Raw genomic sequence first — 18,194 nt, forward strand, 5'->3', positions numbered from 1 at the left:
CGCGTAAAGAGGAGCGCTGCCGCGATCCGTACCGCATTGGTCACAGAACTTTTGAGACCGTGGGAGCGGCGATCCGCAGGTCATACATGCTTCAACCAGCGACGCGCCGCAGTTCCCGCAGAACTGGGATTGAGGGGAATTCCTGGCGCCGCAATTCGCGCAGACCATAGAACCTCCGGCCCCTGAAAAAGTAGCTAAACTCTTTCAGCGGAAATTTACTTGGTCGAAATCAAGCCCTCAGCCACAGGTTGGGATTGTAGCCCAATCCGGGCGACCGTGCACGCAATCTTGCCGAAAAACCGTTTTGAGCTTAGCGTCGGTAGCTGTTGAAGATGTCCTCACTCAATGGAGGCTTTCGATGGGTTTGGTTTTTCGCAAACAGATCCCAGGCAAGGCAGACATCAACGAGATTTTTTCAAAAAGATATCTGCCTCGTACAAAAAGAGTATACGAGAAATTCGTCGAGTCCGGCGGATATCATTTTGGCGATTTGACAGCATGGTATTGCGGCCTTGATGAGAAGGAAAGGCGTCTCTGGGAAAAGGAAATCGACGGATACTATCCGGCGGATGTTCAGGTCGAACTTGTGAGAGTCATTGGTGCCGCGCTGCTTCACAAGGATGAAAATGGATATCCTGTTCCAATTCCGATCACGTTCATCTGGAATGGCAAGGCCACAGATGCGCCGCCGACGGGGATCAGAACGACATTCAATGCCTCGGAGCAATCTTACCTAGTCGAAGTCTTTGGGTACCCCGCGCCTTTGGGTTCATCCTTGTTCACCAGGCGGCTGGGAAAAGATCCCCAAGAGGACGCTGCTACATACGAAGAATAACCACCCGACGGCATTCGATTGAGCGCTCCCTAACGGGCATCGATGTGTACCGGGGAGTACTCCTTCTCCAACCAGGAAGGAATGCGGACAACGGCCCCGCGGGTGTCGCCGCAGACCGCGGTGACCTGACCAACAAAGCCTATTGCTCAGATCTTTAAGTGCGTTAAGCGCCACCGCACCAGATCATCAGCACCGGGGCCTTCCTCCGGCAAGATATCGGAAGTCCTGACAGGATTTCCCGTCTCGCGTTCGACGAGCGCAAGCTTGACCGCCCGACCGTTCTTCCGATTTACGAACTTCAGCGGCGGCCCCGCATCTCCCGACACTGCCCACTTGTCGCCAATTTGCGCCAGCGCTTGCGTCACGATGATTGTATCCCATCCCTTCCGGGTCAGGATGTACTCATAACGCTCCGGGTTGTCCTGATACAGCCGCCGCTCGATGAGTCCATTTTCCTCGAGATGTTTGAGCCGATCAGACAGTGTCGCGTTTGTCACGCCGGTCGATCGGCGCAAGTCCTCATACTTGCTCAGACCGAAGGACAGATCGCGCAAGATCAGCACGGCCCATCGATCGCCAATGGCCTCCAGCGCCCCGGCTATCGAACAGGCCATTCCGTCAAAACTTTTCGATCGCATAAAACACTTGCCTCCTTATAACTCTTATCATTAGAGTTACTAATTGTCCAGCCGTGCCACGTCAATGAAGCGTGGCGCCTCCATACGAATGATGAGGATCGGAAAACACATGAGTGAACTTCTCGCTTTGGCCATCGAATCGCATGGGGGCACCAAACGCTGGAACGAATTGAAAGCCGTCGATGGCGACATGTCCATTACCGGTCAGTTGTGGACACGAAAAGGCTGGCCGGACGCCTTAAAAGATGTCCACGTTACGGTCGACACCAAAAGTCAGCTGACGCGGTATCAGCCATTTACGGCTCCAAACAAACGTAGTGTCTGCCGGCCAGACAAGACGCTTATCGAGACGCTCGACGGTCAGGTACTTGAAGAGCGCAACAATCCCCGATCCGCATTCGAAAACCATCGTCCCGAGACAAAATGGGATGCTTTGAATCTCGCGTACTTTAGCGGTTACGCAATGTGGAACTACCTTTGCTCACCTTTCATTTTTGCGCTTCCTGGAGTGGCAACCGAGGAAATCGAGCCCTGCGAAGAGGACGGCGTGCGGCATCGCAGGCTTAAGGTCACATTTCCTCGCTCCATCGCCACCCATTGTCCCGAGCAGATTTTTCATATCGATCCAAGCGGCCTCCTCAGCAGGATGGACTATAGCGCGGAAGTCGTTGGGGGCGTTCCGACTGCGCACTTCATGTCCGACTACAAAGACTTCGGAGGAGTAAAAATAGCCACGAAGCGACGTGCCTTTCGAAGGGGTGCGGACGGAACAGCAGTACGGGATGCCGTCGGTGTAGCCATCGACATCGCCGACATCCGCCTGTCTTGAAGAGCCACCTGACGCAATAAGCGGCCGCGAAGGTCGTACAGCACAGTGGAGGAAAGAATGATCAATACCGATGAGAAGCGTCATCTGGTGACGCTCGACGTCAATGGGACCCGGCACGCTATCACCGTCGAGTCCCGAAAACTCTTGGTTCACCTGCTGCGAGACGACCTCAACCTCACCGGAACCCATGTGGGCTGCGACACCTCCCAATGTGGCGCCTGCACTGTTGATATTGATGGACAGGCCGTCAAATCTTGCACCGTTCTTGCGGTGATGGCCGACGGTTCATCGATCACGACGATCGAGGGGCTGGCATCCGCCGCCGGTGACCTGCATCCAATTCAGGCGGCATTTCATGAACATCACGCATTGCAATGCGGTTTCTGCACGCCGGGAATGATCATGAGCGTTCGCCAGCTGCTCGCGAAGGATCCGAATCCGACGGAGAGCGAGATACGCCACAACCTCGCCGGCAATATCTGCCGTTGCACCGGCTACCACAACATCATCCGCGCAGTTGAGTCACTCGCCACCGGAGCATCCGACCATGACTGAACCAGCAGCTATCAAATACGTCGGTCAGCCGTTGCGCCGGAGGGAGGACTTCAAGTTCATCACTGGTAAGGGACGTTACACCGATGACATGAAAGCACCGGGCATGTTGCACATGGCGGTGCTGCGATCGCCTCACGCGCACGCCGTCATCAAACATATCGATCTATCCGCAGCGCAGGCCGCGCCGGGCGTTCGTGTGGCTCTTTCCGGCACCGACCTTGCGGGCAAGATCAGCTCCATCGTTCCAAACTGGATTATCCCGGGAACCAAGGTGCCAGATCGGCCCGTGGTCGCGGTCGACCGCGTTCGTTTTGTCGGAGAATGCGTCGCTCTAGTGGTAGCCGAGACACAGGCCACGGCTCACGACGCCATCGGGCTAATCGACGTGAACTATGAAGTTCTTCCAGCGGTCGTCGACGAGGAGGCCGCGATCAAGCCTGACGCACCGCAACTTCATGACAACGTCCCCAATAACGTCACTACGCTCTACAAGATCGGCGGCGGGAACTACAAGAAAGCGGCAAGCGAGGCCGACCAGATCATCAATCTACGTATTGTCAACAATCGCCTGATTCCAACCTGCCTGGAAACGCGCTCGATCCTCGCCGAACCGAATGCCGATGGCACTCTCACTCTCAACATACAGAGCCAGGTGCCTCACATGCACCGCCGCTGGATTGCCGATGCGGTCGGAATTTCCGAGCATAAATTGCGGATCGTCGCACCAGATATTGGCGGCGGATTCGGTGCGAAGATGCACCTTTACCCGGAAGAACTGCTCTGCCCCTATCTCGCGCGGCAACTCGACGTGCCGGTAAAATGGTGGGAGTCGCGGTCCGAGAGCCACCAATCCACGAACCACGGTCGCGCGCACATTGAGAACCTCGAGATCGCAATCCGCAATGACGGAAAGATCCTCGGCCTGAAAGTGGAAACCCTCGGCAATGTCGGCGCCTACCTATCGAACATGGCGACCGGTGGTCCCACGGTGAACACCGTCAACTTTGGCACCGGCGCTTACAAGATTGAGAACTACGAAGCGTTCTCTCGCGTGGTTGTGACAAATACCGTTCCTGTCGATGCGTATCGCGGTTACGGTCGGCCCGAAGGCGGATACATTGCTGAACGCGCCATAGACGCCGTGGCGCGCCACCTCAACCTCGATCAGGTGGACGTGCGCCGCAGAAACTTCATCCAGAGCGCCGATTTCCCTTACAGGCCCTATAATGGGCCCGCAGTGATTTATGATAGTGGCGACTACGAGGGCTGCCTTGCGAAAGCGATGGAGGCGTTCAAATACGAGGCCCGCAGCCGCGAGAGAGATGCACTCCGCGCAAAAGGCCGCTACCGCGGCATTGGCGTGGCGGCCTATACCCACATGTGCGGCATGGCGCCTTCGCGCCGGCTGTCGCTGATCGGCTTTAACCGCGGAGGCTGGGAAAGCGCACGCGTCAGCATCGACTCAAGCGGCCGGGCCACAATTTATTCCGGCTCGATGAGCCAGGGACATGGTCACAACACATCGCTTGCACAAATCGCGGCCGATATTCTTCAAATCCCGATCGAGAACATTGACATCGTGCAAGGTGACACCCGGCAGGTACAAGCGGGGCACGGGACATTCAACTCCCGCTCGATGGCGGTCGGCGGGTCGAGCGTCCATGTTTCTTCCCAGCGGATCGTTGCAAAGGCAAAGAAGATTGCAGCGAGCATGCTGGAAGTCGATGAAAAAGACGTGTCATACCGTGCCGGCAAGTTTAGCATCCCGGGGACTGACGTCTCGCCCTTGAGTTTCCGCGACGTAGCCCGCATGGCCTATGTCGGCTCAAAACTTCCAGACGGACTCGAGCCTGGCCTTGACGAGACGGTGTTCTACGATCCGACTGGAATGGGTTCACCATCCGGAATTCACATGGCTTACGTCGAGGTCGATCCCGAAACCGGGATCGTCGATATTCTCGACTACGTCGCAGTGGATGATGTTGGAACGATCATAAATCCCCTTCTCGCCGCCGGACAAATTCACGGGGGTGTGGTGCAGGGAATCGCTCAAGCTCTCTATGAAGAGGTGAGCTACGATCCGGATACCGGCCAACTGATGACCGGCTCGCTGCTGGACTACGCGGTCCCGCGCGCGGAACACGTCCCGAACATACAATCATTATTCCAGGAGACCCCGTCCCCAACCAATCCGATCGGGGTGAAAGGTGTCGGCGAGAGCGGATCGATCGCGGCGCCGCCGTGTATGGTGCACGCCGTGCTCGACGCGTTGTCGCCATTTGGAATCTCCCATCTCGACATGCCGATGACCCCGCCGCGGATATGGTCGGCGGTTCAGAACGCACGCAGCGGAGCAAGCCAATGATCCCGGCCTCATTCGACTACATTCGCGCAACTTCTCTTTCCCAGGCGATCGGGCTGCTGCAGGACGATCCTGACAATACCAAACTGCTGGCCGGCGGCCACACATTGATCCCGACGCTGAAGCTTCGGCTGGCTTCGCCTGCCCTCCTGGTGGATCTCGGCAGCATCGGTGAGCTGCAGGGTATAGACATTGGCGATCACATCAGGATCGGCGCGCTAACGCGGCACGCCGAACTTCTTGCCTCCGAAAAGCTGCGCGAGGCGCTGCCGATCTTTCACCAGACTGCCAATATGATTGCTGATCCGCAGGTGCGAAACCGCGGCACCATAGGCGGGTCGCTGGCCAACGCCGACCCATCGGCCGACTGGCCCGCCGTGATCATCGCGCTGAAAGCCGAACTGGAACTCGCTGGCCCGAATGGCCGCAGACGCGTAGCGGCGAAGGATTTCTTCGTCGATATTTTCACCACTGCGCTTCAGGCGGACGAGGTTCTGACCGCAATCCATATTGCACGACCAAAGCCGGGCATGAATTTTCGTTATCGCAAGATCCGCCATCCGGCGAGTGGCTATGCCGTCGTAGGCGTCGCAGCTGGCGTACACCTCAACGGCGGCGTGGTATCCGAAGCCACGCTTGGCATCACGGGAGCCTCGGCAAAGGCATTTACGCCTGATGCAGCGGTCGACTTTCTAAGCGGGAAAACTCTTTCGATCGACACGATTGAAAGAGCGGCAATACTGGCGAGTGAGCACGCCGGTTGCCTTTCGGATCACTATGCATCAGCGGACTATCGTAAGCATCTCGCCAAGACGGAAGTCGCGCGCGCGCTGACCTCGCTGTCGGGAAAGCCATGATCTCGGCAGACACGCATGGTGGCAGCACGTCCAGGAGGGGTCCGACGTCCCCCCGAACCGCTACCTGGTCTTGCGGGGAGCCGACTTGCGAACCTTAGCACCCTTCTTTTCGGGGGCGGAGGATCCCGCGAGCATATTCGCACCAGCCGCAAATCTCTTGCGGTTGAAGGGAACGGCGCCGGCTCCCGGAACGATTTCAATATCTTCAACCTGAAGCGGCTTGCCGCGAGCCGTTACTAGCTTGGGATACTTGATTTCCTCGCCGCTGGAACGATCGTTGAAAACGACCTGCGGTCCGGCCGGTTCAGCCAGCCAGTCGTCACCCCACTTTTTGAGCGCCAGATAGGTCGGGAAGAAATCTTTGCCCTTGTCCGTCAACACGTACTCGTATCGCCCTGCGTGCTCGGCCAGAGGAATGCGCACCATGATCCCGGCATCCACCAGTTTCTTGAGACGCGAACTCAGAATGTTCGGAGCAATTCCGACGTAGTACTCGAACTCATCGAACCGCTTGACGCCGTAATACGCCTCCCGGAGCAGAAGGATCGACCAGCGATCCCCCACGATTTCTATGGCCCGAGCCACCGAACACTCTTTGTTGGCAATTCGGCTTCGCTTCACGTCAGGCATCGCAATCCCTAAACCGTCGAATCCAGATTCTCGACCTTATATTGGGGCACCACGCATGTCTGTCCAGCGTTACCTCGCCTCCTGGTCGAATTCCTGGTCTCGTTCCGTCGGAGTTTGCCCACGGTTTTAAGGCATTGGTGCGGCCTCAATAACACCTCCAAACGTTTCCCAGCGCTCTCCCACCAGACGGCGAAGCTGCATCGATTTAATTGGCGCCAAATCATCCGGGGCCGTGTTGATTCTGATACCTGGCAAAAGCATATCGAGTTCGAGACCCTTCAGGTTAGTGGCTTGGCGCATGATATTCTCACGGGTCAAGTCATCGCCAGCCAGCTTCAAGACCTGCACCATGGTTTGCGCCATGACATAGCCTTGCGTGTTGGCCGTCGCGGTTACGTCCGCCCCAGGATAGTACTTCTCTATGAAAGCAAGATAAGCCTTTACGGCGGGATCGTTCGCCAAGGCTGGATCGGTTGCATCCTTAAGAAAGCCGCCGCTTATCACGCCCTGTGAAATATCGAAGCCCGCCGGCTTGATGACGCTGCCGATCGAGGCAGATGGAATGTTGAGAATATGGACTGGCTTCCAGCCTAGTTCCGCAATCTTACGGATGGCCTGAGCCGCGAATTTCGGACCGGCGAAGTTCATGAAGATATCTGCGCCGCTGGCTTTTAGTTGAACGACCTGGGAATCCACAGTGGGTACGGAGACTTCATAGCTTGCTTCCGCGACAATCGCCTTGGCTTTCGTGCCAAGCCCCTGCTTAAAGCCATTTAGGATATCCTTGCCGTAGTCGTCATTCTGATAGAGCACCGCGATCTTGCCATCGGGATGATTGGCCGCGATGTACTGGCCGTAAATCCGGCCCTCGGTCAGAAACGATGGCTGAAACGCCGTGGTCCATGGGAAGTTTTTCGGATCGTTCCATTTGGAGCCGCCACCGCCGACAAACAGGTGCGGCACCTTCCTGGCGTTTACGTATTTATGGATCGCGGTATTGGTCGGAACACCGAAGGTGCTGAACAGCAACAAGACTTCATCGTTCTCTACAAGCCTGCGGACCTGCTCTACCGTCTTGGGCGGGCTGTAGGCGTCGTCGTAGCTGATGAATTTGATCTTGCGGCCGTTGACGCCGCCTTCCGCATTCACCTTCTCGAAATAGGCCGCCTCTGCTTTTCCAAGCAACCCCCAAGCGGAGCCCGGCCCGCTGTAAGGCATAGTATTGCCGATCTTGATTTCGGTGTCGGTGGCACCGACATCGTATTTCTTTTCGCCCGCCAGAACAGCCCCGCTAGCACTCATTGCGATCAGGGCGGCAGTTACAATGGAGCTAATACTCAACACCTTGCGCATCTGCTTTCCTCCGGATTTTTCGCACTATTATTCGTTCCGGCTGCGCTTATGCGCAGCCGGTTACATGGATTTAAACTGTCTTAGAGCGATCAGGCCGCCTGACCTGATTCCGCGGGTCCTTTAACCGACGGTTGCGACGCGCGTGGATGCGCGACCAGCACCCCCGCCTCCGTCAACCGGTTCAATTCTTCTTCACTGATACCAAGTTCGCTGAACACAGCATTGTTGTGTTCGCCCTGGAATGCTGGAATACCAATCGGCGTCAGCTCCTCTCCCGAGAAATGCCAAGGACGTCCGGGCAGACTGTATTCGCCACCATTCCGATCCGACACATGCTGGACTGCCCCCCAGTATTCGCTCCACTCCGACTTGATGAGGTCCTTGGTGGAGCGGATTTCACCCATCGCTATTTTGGCTTCATCGAACTGGGCATCAAGCGTCGCCATGTCCGGAAACGTCAACATCCAGGACTGGATGATCTGATGCAGCGCGCCGAAATTAAGCCGCCGCGCCGCCGCCGACGCGAACCTTGGGTCATCCATCAGATCGACTCGCCGCATGGCGCGCAGCCATGACGGGAAGGTGCGACTGCCGACGATACTGGTCGCAACGGTAAAATGTTCACCGTTGGGGCCGGTAAAGAAGGAGCAATCGGTCGCGCCGAGAACTGCAGGCTCCGCCCCGATATCGTCGTCGGACATGTCCAGATGAGCACGCTCGTTTATGGCAAGCAGAGTCGCCGCCATGGCGACGTCGATATACTGGCCCTGACCGGTTTTCTGCCGGCTGTTGAGCGCGGCAAGAATCGCGATCACCGCCTGCAGACCTGTATAGACGTCGGCATGCGAAAGACTGTCGGTGCGCGGCTCCACCAGCGCCTCGCCGTAATGGCGCACACTGTTGTGGGTGAAACCCGCTTCGGCCTGCACCGTCGGCGCATAGGCCATGCGGCTGCGCCATGGACCGCTCTGACCGTAGCCGGTGATCGACGCGTAGATCAGACGCGGATTGCGTTTGGACAATGTCTCGTAGTCGAGGCCGAAGAAACCGAGCGTTCCCGCGCGAAAATTCTCCACTACGATGTCGGCGGTGTCGCACAATTTCAGCGCCAGTTCATAAGCACCTGGCAGATTGAGATTGATGCTGACGTTGCGCTTGCCGGCATTTTGTTGCGCGTAGTAGCCCGACATGCCATCCGTCGAGGGAAACGCAAAGCGCGAAACGTCGGGGCTTGGCGGCTCGACCTTGATGACTTCAGCGCCGAGATCCTGCAATGTCCGTGCGCACAAGGGACCCGCGAGCACACGGGAAAAATCGACGACGCGGATTCCGCTGAGAGGACCGCTCATGTCAGCGCCCCGCAAACTTGGCGAGGCCCGGACCGTTCTTGCGGAACGATGCAAGACCGATCTTGAGATCCTCGGATGCCCAGATGGGTGCCTGAATGACGGCCATGGCCTCGTCGGCGGCATCCACGCCTTCGTTCACCGCGACGTGCACGAGTTGCTTGGTGGCCGCGTGAGCCAGCGTCGGCCCCTGTGCGAACTCTTCCGCCACCGACAGCGTCGCTGTCTCCAGCGATTCCTCAGGCACCGTGAGATTGATCAGACCCCACTTTTCCAGCGTCGGAGCATCGTAGCGCCGCGCCAGCATGGACATTTCCTTGGCGCGCTGCGCGCCGATGCGCTGAACCTGGCGCTGGATGCCGCCGAGCAGCGGATGTAAGCCGAGCGTGGCTTCCACCGAACCGATTTTTGCCGATGACGCCGCGATGATATAGTCGCATGACAACGCCAGTTCGAGTCCGCCGCCAAGGCAGACGCCGTGAACGCTGGCGATCAGCGGGATCGGCAGCAATTCCATGAAGCGGAGGAACTCAACGCCTGTCAGGCGGCGATTTTCGTTCGTCTGGCCGCCGCTTCCCTCCGTAACGCGCTTGTCGAAGATATCGAGATCCGCGCCAGCCGAGAAATGCCGCAGCCCGCTGCGGATGACGATAGCGCGACTGCCGCTCTTCTGCGCTTCTTCGACCTTCTCCACAATAGCGTTGATGAGCTTGGGGCCCAGCAGATTGTAGGGCCGGTAGACCATCGTCAAAATTGAAATATTGCCGCGCTGCTCGCGCGTGACCAGTTCCTCAGACACGACGTTTCTCCTGTTTATGCGCCAATATCCTGGCGCTCGACCTTGTTTTTCAGAACACCGATTTTTTCGACTTCAAGCTCGATGGCGTCGCCGTGTTCGAGAAACCAGCCGAGTTCGAGACCGCAGCCGTTTCCGACCGTTCCCGACCCGATAAACTCACCCGGCATCAACGTCTCGTCCTGCGTGACGTGGGCGATGATCTCCTCGAACGAGAACAGCATGCCGTCGCTGACGCCTTTGGATCTTACCTGACCGTTGACGCGGACTTCCATGTTGAGCTTGTAGGGATCGCCGATCTCGTCTGGGGTCACGATCCAGGGACCAAGAACGTTACCGCCGTCGAAGCTCTTGCCCTTTGCGGGGCCGAGACGGCCTTCCATCTCGACGCGCTGCGCATCGCGAGCGGAGAAGTCGTTGAAGATGGTGAAGCCGAAGATATGATCGTGTGCCTTCGCAGCCGAGATGTTGGCACCCTTGCCTTTGGTGATGACGCCAAATTCAAGCTCATAATCCATCACCTTGCTGTAGCGCGGCCACTTCACTGTGGTGTTGGTGCCCTGCACGCTGAAGCGGTTGGTAATGTAGTAGATCGGCTGCTGACGGTAGATATCAGGAAGCTCCGGCAACGGTTCAGCGTTGAGCCGCTCCAGTTCCTTGGTGTCGCCGCTCATACGCGCCTTCAATTTGAGCGATCCGCGCGGCGACTGTACGATATGGATCGGGAACGACATACCGTCGCGCATTTGCCGGGGCTCCGGCACGGGCGCGAGAATATCGACTGTTGAGAGAATCACCGACAGTTCAGGGTCTTTGCCGTACTTGTCGAACAGTCGCCGCGCCCGGTCGAGCGCGCGGTCGCCGCCATCGATCAGCGCAAGCATCGAACGAAAAGTATCATCGGCTTCGCCGGATCGTTCGGCAGCCGAGCCGATAAGGAAACCTCTGCTATCATTGTCGTGCACAAGCGCAACACGCTCATGCCCGCTTGATCGGATTGTGGCTAATTTCACCCGTCGCTCCCCGGTACGTTTTTATCGTTTCGTTGAGCGTGATCTATTAACTTGCATTTTGCAAGTTAGATTCTGGTGCGAGCAAAAAATGGCTGCCATGCGCGCCGCTGCGGCGTTCTTTATCGTCGGAGATCAAGAACTTAAGGAACCCGGAAGTACGCCTGATAGAAATGCTTCTCGCGCGTGATCTCATAGAATCTTATTGCTGGCCGGACAGGCCGTCGCAGAATAAACGGAACGCTCAGCAAGGCGACCGCATGAAAGACGTCGGGACGCAGGACTCCGGTCGGACCGACCACCAGAGAGCCCCAGTCATGTCCCACAAGGATAGCCCTCTCCTCGCCGACAGCCTGCACCAGTCCGACGAGATCGCTCGCCAAGTGGAGAATGTCATAGTCTTCGATTGAAGCAGGCGCGCTTCGGTATCGCCATAACCTCGTAAATCAGGCGCGATAACGCGAAATCCCGCCGCTGCTATTGCCGGGATCTGATGACGCCAAGAATACCAGGATTCGGGCCATCCACGGCAAAGAGCACCAGCGGACCGGAGCCAGCCTCGACATAGTGGATCCGAAGATCGTTTGCATAAGAAAATTTGTGCTGAACTGAGAGGTCGGCCATCTCCTTTCCAATTGAGTAACTACAATTATTGTAGTAACATTAAGGCACTATTGCGCATCGCGCCACGACAGACCGGCTCGTGACCGCGCATGGCTGCAATACATGCACACCTTGTTCTTGTTTGAAACGAGCGAAGAAACACTTCGCGCTCATGCTTAAATTCGCGAGCCGCGAACTGGCTGCGGGCAACGCCATGCGTGGCGCCATTCGAACGAACTGCAGACAAAGCCAGACATCGGCCGGCAACAAGCAGCGATGCAGCAAAGCCATCATAGGCAATGAGCGCTTCCTCAAACCGCAGAAGGTTCTCGTCATGCGCCAAGTGGGATTGATCATCCAGGATGGATTTCAAATGATGGGTTTAGCCGCCTTGACGGCTTTCGAATTTGCGAACCTTGAGCTTGGAGGACAAGCCTATCGCTTTGCCGTCAAGTCCGAGAAAGGCGGCTCGATTCAATCTTCACTCGGAGTGGCGATAGAAGCACAGCCGCTTGCCGAATTCCCACACACGGTTATCGTCATTGGAGGTCTTGCCCCTCAATCCTTCTCTCCTGCGGTGCGGAGCTATCTTGCGAAAGCAGGGCGAGAGAATCGTCGCGTGGCAGGTATTTGCACGGGAGCCTTCGCGCTGGCGCAGGCCGGGCTTCTCGATGGCCGCAGCGCGACAACTCACTGGTATTATGCGAAAGCCCTGCAAGAGCAGTTTCCGCTCACGCGGGTCGACGAAGATCGCATCTTCATCTCCGACGGCAACATCTGGACCTCGGCAGGGATGAGCGCGGGGATCGATCTGACGTTGGCGCTGGTCGAGGCGGATCACGGCTCAAAGATCGCACGTTCCATCGCGCGTCGACTGGTCGTTTACCATCGCAGGCATGGGGGCCAATCTCAGTTCTCCGCGCTACTCGACCTTGAACCGCGCTCGGATCGCGTCCGCAAGGCGCTCGTCTATGCGAAGGAGAATCTGCGCAACGCTTTGACCGTCGAAGAGCTGGCGGAACGCGCCCATATCAGTCCGCGCCAATTCAGCAGGCTCTTCCGGGCAGAGACAGGTCAGTCACCGGCAAAAGCCGTCGAACAGTTGCGGATCGAGGCCGCCAAGGCGCTGCTGCAAGAAGGCCGACACTCCATGGACATTGTCGCCCGCGACACAGGTTTTCATGATCGTGACCGGATGCGCAGGGCTTTCATACGATCCATCGGCCAGGCTCCTCAGAGCCTCCGGCGCAGCATCAATCAGCCGGCCAAGGGGAGCGACCCGCAATACGCCTAATACCATCATGTCCGGGATTCACGCGTATCCGTCATTCGTGACGGCAGGCATTGCAACTAGTGTCTCCGCCGAATGGGCCCTGGGGCCACTGGAGGAGAGACAAAATGACAGCGGAATCTCGGATCAACTCGCTTGAAACATCCTATGGCCGGCTGGCTTGGCGCGCCGACGGTCCCGAAGGCGGGGCACCGCTTGTTCTCTTCCAGCGCTTCCGCGGCACGATGGATGATTGGGATCCCACATTTATTCATGCGCTGTCTGCGAAGCATCGTGTCATCCGCTTCGATAGCGCCGGCATCGGCCGGTCGGAAGGAACGGTGCCCGACAGCGTCGGGGGGATCGCAGCCGTCGCGGCCGAGGTCGTCCAAAAGCTCGGCTTCAACCAGGTGGATATCCTGGGCTGGTCACTGGGCGGCATCATCGGCCAGCAGTTCGCACTCGACTTCCCTAACCTGGTGCGCTGCCTGATCGTCGCAGGCTCGAGCCCGGGCCCGATTGCGGACGGTCCGCAGCAGGATCCGCGCGTGCTGCAGGTCATGACCAAGGCGACAGACAATGACGAGAGAGATTTTCTCTTTCTTTTCTATCCGGAAACGGAGACCGCCGTAGCCGAGGGCCGCGCCTCGCTGAAACGCATTGAATCCCAGCCGAACAAAGGACCGGGAGTGTCCGCTGCCGGATTCATGGGCCAGATCAAAGCAATCTCAACTTGGCAGGGCGTGCTGGGCCGCGCCAAGGAGCTCAAACTGCCGATCCTCGTTGCCAATGGCGCACATGACGTGATGCTGCCCGCTTATCGATCCTACGTGCTGTCACAGCAGGCGCCCAACGCCAAGCTCGTCCTTTATCCCGATGCGGGTCACGCCTTCCTGTTTCAGGTGATCGATGACTTTGTCGCCGAGATCGACCGTTTCCTCGCATAGACACGGGTCATGACGGAGCTTGTGGGCAGCCACCGCAGTGTGCCTCGCCCCGTGATGCTCCAGGTCAACGCAGCCTGAGCATACCGCCGTTCCGCTGTATAAAAGGCTGCTCGACTTGAATGCGCCCGCGGGTCCGGTCAGGAACGACAGCTACTTTGCGGCCAATCCTTCGCCCGATTTACAAGGTGCCGCTCATTCTCAACGGAAGCTACACACGCGAAACTGCATCCGAAGCTGTTCGGAACAGAATGGCCGACACGATTTCATCTGGCCGCCCGTATATCCCCAATTCCGATCTGCCCGAGCGCTTCCGCTTGAATGCTCCGCTCAAACCCGGTCGATGTCTCCACATTCCTTGCGCGGAAATCCGCTACTCCGACTCCGAAGTGGCTTGAGGAGCGAGGCGATCTGTCCGTGCTAAAAAAAATAGCGCCACGAGAGCAGCCAGACTCAGAAGTGATGAAACCACAACCACCCCCCTGCCCATCGGTTCAATCAGTAACCCAAATCCGACGGGTGCCAGCGCTTGAGCGATGCGTGATGGAGCTCCGATGATACCGAGCCGATAAGCATAATTATTGGGACCAAAGATCGCCAATGGCAAAGTGCCCCGCGCAATTGTAAGAATGCCATTACCGGCACCGTGTAACAGCGCGAAACCCGCTGAAGCCCCCCCTCCCAAAACCCCAATGACGAGAGCTCCGATCGGATGCGTGATGCAGGCGAGTCGCATCGAGAACAACGGATGGAACCTGCTCAGAGTGCTTGCCTCCAGAACGCGAGCGACCACCTGCGCTGGCCCTATCATCATGCCAGCAAACACAGCTTGTGCCGGCGTGGCACCGAATGTCTCGACGATGCGCGGCAGATGAGCCGCCATCGCCGACGTCACGGTCCAGGCTGCAGCGAAGGCGAATGACAACAGAAGCATCGTACGGTCGATCGGAATGTACGGTTTGAAGACGGGCCCTTCGACCGGTTGCGTGCGGTCGGTCTGCGGTAGGAAAAAGTAATTGAGCGGAAGACCGATCAGAATGTGCGCGCTAGCCCAAGCATAGCAGGTAGCTCGCCACCCGATCGTTTCCAATCCGAGAGAGCTCAGCGGCCAGCCCACAGTGCTCGCAAAGCCTGCGATCAATGTAATCCCGGTGATTGCTTGTCGGGCCTTGTCGCCGTAGATTCGTCCAAGAGTGCCGAAAGCAGCATCGTATAAGCCTAATCCCATGCCTATACCTAGCAGGAGCCAGGCCGCGCTTAGCATCCATATCGTGGTCGACGCCCCCAATAGCGCGAGACCGCAGGCAAGGATGACGTTCGAGGCCGAGAGCACCTGCCGTCCACCGACGCGGTCGATTCGACGCCCCACGCGAGGTCCGAGCAGCCCCGAAATTACCAGCGACGCCGAAAACGCAGCGAAGAACCAGTTGCTTGAAATGCCGAGATCGCGCGCGATCGCATCCGCAAGGATCGCCGGCAGATAATAGCTCGACGCCCAAGCGAGTGTTTGCGTTGTGCCCAGCGCAACGATAATCGGCAGCTGCCGCTGACTCATACCTGTGGAGCCTTTGCTCTCGACCAGTACAGTGCCAATGGCCCCAACATGATACCCAGAGCCAAGACCGAGAACGCTGCCATCCACGCGCTCGGATTCGAGGGGCCTCCAGCAAGATCCAAAGCGACCCCAATTCCCCAAGCACCAAGAGCGGACAGACTGAAGCCCACGGTCGAATGCATTGCCATCGTTGCACCGCGATAACGCGGATCAGCAGACATCGTCATGCCAGAAGTTAGAGCACCGGAATCGGCCGGAACTGTTAGAGCATAAAGCAGCAACAAGGCCAGCAAAAGCCGTGGAGAATTATCGGCAAAGAACCCGATCAGAAGTGCGACGACAGCAGAACTAAGCATAACGACGGTAATCGCGCGATGTCGCCCGAACTTCAACGCCAGTTCATTGCCAACAATACTTGCGGGCATCGCGAGCAGGGAGAAAACAACACTGACGATAATTGGCGCGAGGATAGACGCTTCTCCATGCCGCGACACAACGAACGTCCAAAAAGCTACCAGCCAGGTTCTAATCCCGTAGAGCTCAAAACAATGCGCGCCATAGCCGAGAATGAACCCCATAGAAGTTTTATTCTGGAACACGGGTGCAAAATCAAACAACCGTCCTTTCGTGGGCTTTGGTTCGACCGGCGGCAACAGGATACAAACCAGAAGCATCAAGACTGGACCGACAGCCGTCACAAGAAAAGCAGATCGCCACCCCCAACTTTCCGCAACAAGTTGGGAAACCAGAAAGGATAAGCCGACGCCTAGTGAAAAGCTGGAGGTGTACAATGTGACGGCTCGGGATGAGTCGCCCGGCTCCAAACGGTCGGTTAGTGCTTTGAGACCCGGCATATAGGCGCCTGCAAAGCCAATCCCGACAATCGCATTGAAGAATACGCCGGACCAAAGACCAGAAGCAAACACCCCGAATAACAAGGTGCCGAGCGCGTTTAGTGCCGAACCCGCAATTAGAATCTTGCGCGCATCAATTCTATCGGTCAGTGCAGCCAATAGTGGCACGGTCAGCATGTAGCCCGCAGCGCCAGAGCCGGCCAACAGGCCAGCCTCTGCACCACTAAGATGCCACTCGGGAATAAGAAACGCCGCAAGTATAGACGGGACGACGACATGGGGGAGCAAGCTGCCGAGTTGGCCCACACACATCCCCGCGATGACGGATCGACCTTCCAGTCTTAAGGTTTTCACTCGACGCCTAAGCCTTATCTCCACAACCGCATCCGGCCTTACCCCTCTCCTTTGCCATAACGTCCTCCACGCAGCAGGGGTTCTCGCCGACGGGAGCTGGATCGCCGCAACATCCCGCTGACGCTGAGTCGCCCTCCACGCCGCCGCATGTGCAGACGCCCGTTTCTGGAAGCTCGAGCTCAACGCGCTCGGCTGCTTCCTTGTCGCCCGCGATGTCCGCCGCGATCGAGCGGACCTGTTCGTATCCCGTCATCATGAGGAAAGTCGGCGCCCGGCCATAGCTTTTCATGCCCGCGAAATAAAACCCAGGTTCATCCTGCGCGAGCTCACGGGCACCATGCGGTCGGACCGTTCCGCAGCTATGCTCGTTGGGGTCAATCAAGGGGGCCAGCGCTATCGGGCATTCGATTGCAGGATCGAGCTGGATGCGAAGCTCACGCAGGAAGTCGAAATTAGGCCGAAATCCCGTAGCAACGATGAGTTCGTCGGCAATGACATGGCGACCGCAACAAGCTGAGCCCGCCGCGATTCTTAACCGTTCGTCCTCGATAGTGACGTGAGTAGTCCCAAAAGCGGGTTCCACTTTAATTCTACCCGCTGCGACCAACGCCGCGAAGGAATATCCAAGCTCCCCACGAGCGGCGAGCTTATCGCTCGCACCTCCGCCGAAAGCTTTTGCAGGATTGTCACCGCGCAGCAGCCAAATGACTTCGGTTCCTGGCACTTGGGTCTTCAACTCGGCCAGATCGGTCAGCGTCCCGATTGCAGAGTGACCCGCCCCCAGAACAGCCACAGTCTTTCCAGCATACCGAGCCCGGTCTGCTCCTAGCACATCGGGCATCGCATAGGCGATCTTGCTGGCTGATTCCTTCTCTCCGATTGCACACAATCCGTTGGCACCCGCCGGGTTCGGAGTTGACCAGGTGCCGGAAGCGTCAATGACCACGTCCGCGCGCACAACCTTTTCCCCCAAACCCTCCGGAAAGTGGGTATTTCGATATAGGATTTCGAATTGCGCCTGTTCACGACCCTTAGTTTTTAGTCGGTCGAAGCCTTGGCGGCTTATGCCGGTGACCTCGCTGGTGGTCAGGATGTGATCCTTAAGCCGTGTCTTCGTGGCAAGGGGATTCACATATCGCTCGATCAAGTCGGCGCCGGTCGGATAGACATGAGGATCCGGAGAATTCCAGCCCGTTGCAAAGAGCAATCTCGCGGCCGCCTTGTCCACATTGTATTCCCAGGGCGAGAACAACTGGACGTGTTTCCACTGCCTGACAGCATGTCCGGCCGTTGGTCCGGCCTCAAGCACGATTGGCTCCATGCCGCGCTCCATGACATGAGCAGCTGCGGCAAGGCCAACGGGACCTGCTCCTATGATAGCTACTTTCTTCATCATCTTCATT

17 protein-coding genes and 2 pseudogenes are annotated in these 18,194 nt (G+C 57.7%); 7 read left to right on the forward strand and 12 right to left on the reverse strand.

The features are described from left to right. Positions 1 to 42: 42 nt before the first annotated feature. Positions 43 to 168: pseudogene (locus LVY71_RS23080) on the reverse strand (double zinc ribbon domain-containing protein); the annotation flags it as partial. Between the two features lie 190 nt (positions 169 to 358). On the opposite strand from LVY71_RS23080, the gene LVY71_RS18390 reads away from it, so the two are divergent. Then, a complete protein-coding gene (locus LVY71_RS18390; RefSeq protein ID WP_235101286.1) occupies positions 359 to 835 on the forward strand; it encodes a hypothetical protein in 477 nt (158 codons plus the stop codon). 146 nt (positions 836 to 981) lie between these two features. On the opposite strand, the gene LVY71_RS18395 is transcribed toward LVY71_RS18390, so the two are convergent. Further along, on the reverse strand, positions 982 to 1,473 hold the full coding sequence (locus tag LVY71_RS18395) for a winged helix-turn-helix transcriptional regulator (RefSeq protein ID WP_235101287.1): 492 nt from the start codon (positions 1,471 to 1,473) through the stop codon (positions 982 to 984). Between the two features lie 109 nt (positions 1,474 to 1,582). Between LVY71_RS18395 and LVY71_RS18400 the strand changes: the two genes are divergently transcribed. From LVY71_RS18400 to LVY71_RS18415, 4 genes are read left to right on the forward strand one after another with little or no spacing between them, the layout of a single operon-like run. Next, a complete protein-coding gene (locus LVY71_RS18400; RefSeq protein WP_235101288.1) occupies positions 1,583 to 2,302 on the forward strand; it encodes a hypothetical protein in 720 nt (239 codons plus the stop codon). 57 nt (positions 2,303 to 2,359) lie between these two features. Continuing rightward, complete coding sequence (locus tag LVY71_RS18405; protein ID WP_235101289.1) at positions 2,360 to 2,857, forward strand: (2Fe-2S)-binding protein; 498 nt, start codon at positions 2,360 to 2,362, stop codon at positions 2,855 to 2,857. Beyond that, entirely contained in the window at positions 2,850 to 5,222 is a 2,373-nt protein-coding gene (locus LVY71_RS18410) for a xanthine dehydrogenase family protein molybdopterin-binding subunit (protein ID WP_235101290.1), read from the forward strand. Before LVY71_RS18405 ends, LVY71_RS18410 begins: the two co-directional genes overlap by 8 nt. Next, positions 5,219 to 6,076, forward strand: a complete 858-nt coding sequence (locus LVY71_RS18415) for an FAD binding domain-containing protein (RefSeq protein WP_235101291.1) — start codon at positions 5,219 to 5,221, stop codon at positions 6,074 to 6,076. The genes LVY71_RS18410 and LVY71_RS18415 overlap by 4 nt, the downstream gene beginning before the upstream one ends. A gap of 60 nt (positions 6,077 to 6,136) precedes the next feature. On the opposite strand, the gene LVY71_RS18420 is transcribed toward LVY71_RS18415, so the two are convergent. The 7 genes and pseudogenes from LVY71_RS18420 to LVY71_RS22975 all read right to left on the reverse strand — a co-directional run. After that, positions 6,137 to 6,706 carry a winged helix-turn-helix transcriptional regulator gene (locus tag LVY71_RS18420; RefSeq protein WP_235101292.1) on the reverse strand — a complete coding sequence of 190 codons (570 nt, stop codon included), beginning with the start codon at positions 6,704 to 6,706 and terminating at the stop codon, positions 6,137 to 6,139. Positions 6,707 to 6,832: 126 nt separating this feature from the next. Then, a complete protein-coding gene (locus tag LVY71_RS18425; RefSeq protein WP_235101293.1) occupies positions 6,833 to 8,059 on the reverse strand; it encodes an ABC transporter substrate-binding protein in 1,227 nt (408 codons plus the stop codon). Positions 8,060 to 8,148: 89 nt separating this feature from the next. Then, positions 8,149 to 9,408: a CaiB/BaiF CoA transferase family protein gene (locus tag LVY71_RS18430; protein WP_235101294.1), complete on the reverse strand. Its 1,260-nt coding sequence runs from the start codon at positions 9,406 to 9,408 to the stop codon at positions 8,149 to 8,151. A gap of 1 nt (position 9,409) precedes the next feature. Further along, positions 9,410 to 10,204: an enoyl-CoA hydratase/isomerase family protein gene (locus LVY71_RS18435; RefSeq protein ID WP_235101295.1), complete on the reverse strand. Its 795-nt coding sequence runs from the start codon at positions 10,202 to 10,204 to the stop codon at positions 9,410 to 9,412. Positions 10,205 to 10,218: 14 nt separating this feature from the next. Beyond that, entirely contained in the window at positions 10,219 to 11,214 is a 996-nt protein-coding gene (locus tag LVY71_RS18440) for a fumarylacetoacetate hydrolase family protein (protein WP_235101296.1), read from the reverse strand. Between the two features lie 140 nt (positions 11,215 to 11,354). Next, a complete protein-coding gene (locus LVY71_RS18445) occupies positions 11,355 to 11,594 on the reverse strand; it encodes an alpha/beta fold hydrolase (RefSeq protein WP_235101297.1) in 240 nt (79 codons plus the stop codon). A 71-nt stretch (positions 11,595 to 11,665) separates the two neighbouring features. Further along, positions 11,666 to 11,809, reverse strand: a pseudogene (locus tag LVY71_RS22975) (hypothetical protein); the annotation flags it as partial. Positions 11,810 to 12,148: 339 nt separating this feature from the next. On the opposite strand from LVY71_RS22975, the gene LVY71_RS18455 reads away from it, so the two are divergent. Both LVY71_RS18455 and LVY71_RS18460 read left to right on the forward strand, forming a co-directional pair. After that, positions 12,149 to 13,108 (forward strand): GlxA family transcriptional regulator, encoded by a 960-nt coding sequence (locus LVY71_RS18455; RefSeq protein ID WP_235101547.1) that lies wholly within the window; start codon positions 12,149 to 12,151, stop codon positions 13,106 to 13,108. Between the two features lie 104 nt (positions 13,109 to 13,212). Then, positions 13,213 to 14,031: an alpha/beta fold hydrolase gene (locus LVY71_RS18460; RefSeq protein ID WP_235101298.1), complete on the forward strand. Its 819-nt coding sequence runs from the start codon at positions 13,213 to 13,215 to the stop codon at positions 14,029 to 14,031. A gap of 370 nt (positions 14,032 to 14,401) precedes the next feature. Here LVY71_RS18460 and LVY71_RS18470 read toward each other — a convergent pair whose 3' ends face one another. From LVY71_RS18470 to LVY71_RS18480, 3 genes are read right to left on the reverse strand one after another with little or no spacing between them, the layout of a single operon-like run. Further along, on the reverse strand, positions 14,402 to 15,583 hold the full coding sequence (locus tag LVY71_RS18470) for an MFS transporter (RefSeq protein WP_235101300.1): 1,182 nt from the start codon (positions 15,581 to 15,583) through the stop codon (positions 14,402 to 14,404). After that, positions 15,580 to 16,749, reverse strand: a complete 1,170-nt coding sequence (locus LVY71_RS18475) for an MFS transporter (protein WP_235101548.1) — start codon at positions 16,747 to 16,749, stop codon at positions 15,580 to 15,582. The genes LVY71_RS18470 and LVY71_RS18475 overlap by 4 nt, the downstream gene beginning before the upstream one ends. Before the next feature lie 49 nt (positions 16,750 to 16,798). After that, a complete protein-coding gene (locus tag LVY71_RS18480; RefSeq protein ID WP_502797590.1) occupies positions 16,799 to 18,193 on the reverse strand; it encodes an NAD(P)-binding domain-containing protein in 1,395 nt (464 codons plus the stop codon). Position 18,194: the final 1 nt, after the last annotated feature.

The sequence above is a fragment of the Bradyrhizobium sp. G127 genome (assembly GCF_021502575.1).
Classification (GTDB): Bacteria; Pseudomonadota; Alphaproteobacteria; order Rhizobiales; family Xanthobacteraceae; genus Afipia.

What these genes read in the sequence shown, in the direction of transcription:
- LVY71_RS18390 (WP_235101286.1), top strand. Translation starts at nt 359, where the DNA reads ATGGGTTTGGTTTTTCGCAAACAGATCCCAGGCAAGGCAGACATCAAC.
- LVY71_RS18395 (WP_235101287.1), bottom strand. Translation starts at nt 1,473, where the DNA reads ATGCGATCGAAAAGTTTTGACGGAATGGCCTGTTCGATAGCCGGGGCG.
- LVY71_RS18400 (WP_235101288.1), top strand. Translation starts at nt 1,583, where the DNA reads ATGAGTGAACTTCTCGCTTTGGCCATCGAATCGCATGGGGGCACCAAA.
- LVY71_RS18405 (WP_235101289.1), top strand. Translation starts at nt 2,360, where the DNA reads ATGATCAATACCGATGAGAAGCGTCATCTGGTGACGCTCGACGTCAAT.
- LVY71_RS18410 (WP_235101290.1), top strand. Translation starts at nt 2,850, where the DNA reads ATGACTGAACCAGCAGCTATCAAATACGTCGGTCAGCCGTTGCGCCGG.
- LVY71_RS18415 (WP_235101291.1), top strand. Translation starts at nt 5,219, where the DNA reads ATGATCCCGGCCTCATTCGACTACATTCGCGCAACTTCTCTTTCCCAG.
- LVY71_RS18420 (WP_235101292.1), bottom strand. Translation starts at nt 6,706, where the DNA reads ATGCCTGACGTGAAGCGAAGCCGAATTGCCAACAAAGAGTGTTCGGTG.
- LVY71_RS18425 (WP_235101293.1), bottom strand. Translation starts at nt 8,059, where the DNA reads ATGCGCAAGGTGTTGAGTATTAGCTCCATTGTAACTGCCGCCCTGATC.
- LVY71_RS18430 (WP_235101294.1), bottom strand. Translation starts at nt 9,408, where the DNA reads ATGAGCGGTCCTCTCAGCGGAATCCGCGTCGTCGATTTTTCCCGTGTG.
- LVY71_RS18455 (WP_235101547.1), top strand. Translation starts at nt 12,149, where the DNA reads ATGCGCCAAGTGGGATTGATCATCCAGGATGGATTTCAAATGATGGGT.
- LVY71_RS18460 (WP_235101298.1), top strand. Translation starts at nt 13,213, where the DNA reads ATGACAGCGGAATCTCGGATCAACTCGCTTGAAACATCCTATGGCCGG.
- LVY71_RS18470 (WP_235101300.1), bottom strand. Translation starts at nt 15,583, where the DNA reads ATGAGTCAGCGGCAGCTGCCGATTATCGTTGCGCTGGGCACAACGCAA.
- LVY71_RS18475 (WP_235101548.1), bottom strand. Translation starts at nt 16,749, where the DNA reads ATGTGTGTGGGCCAACTCGGCAGCTTGCTCCCCCATGTCGTCGTCCCG.
- LVY71_RS18480 (WP_502797590.1), bottom strand. Translation starts at nt 18,193, where the DNA reads ATGAAGATGATGAAGAAAGTAGCTATCATAGGAGCAGGTCCCGTTGGC.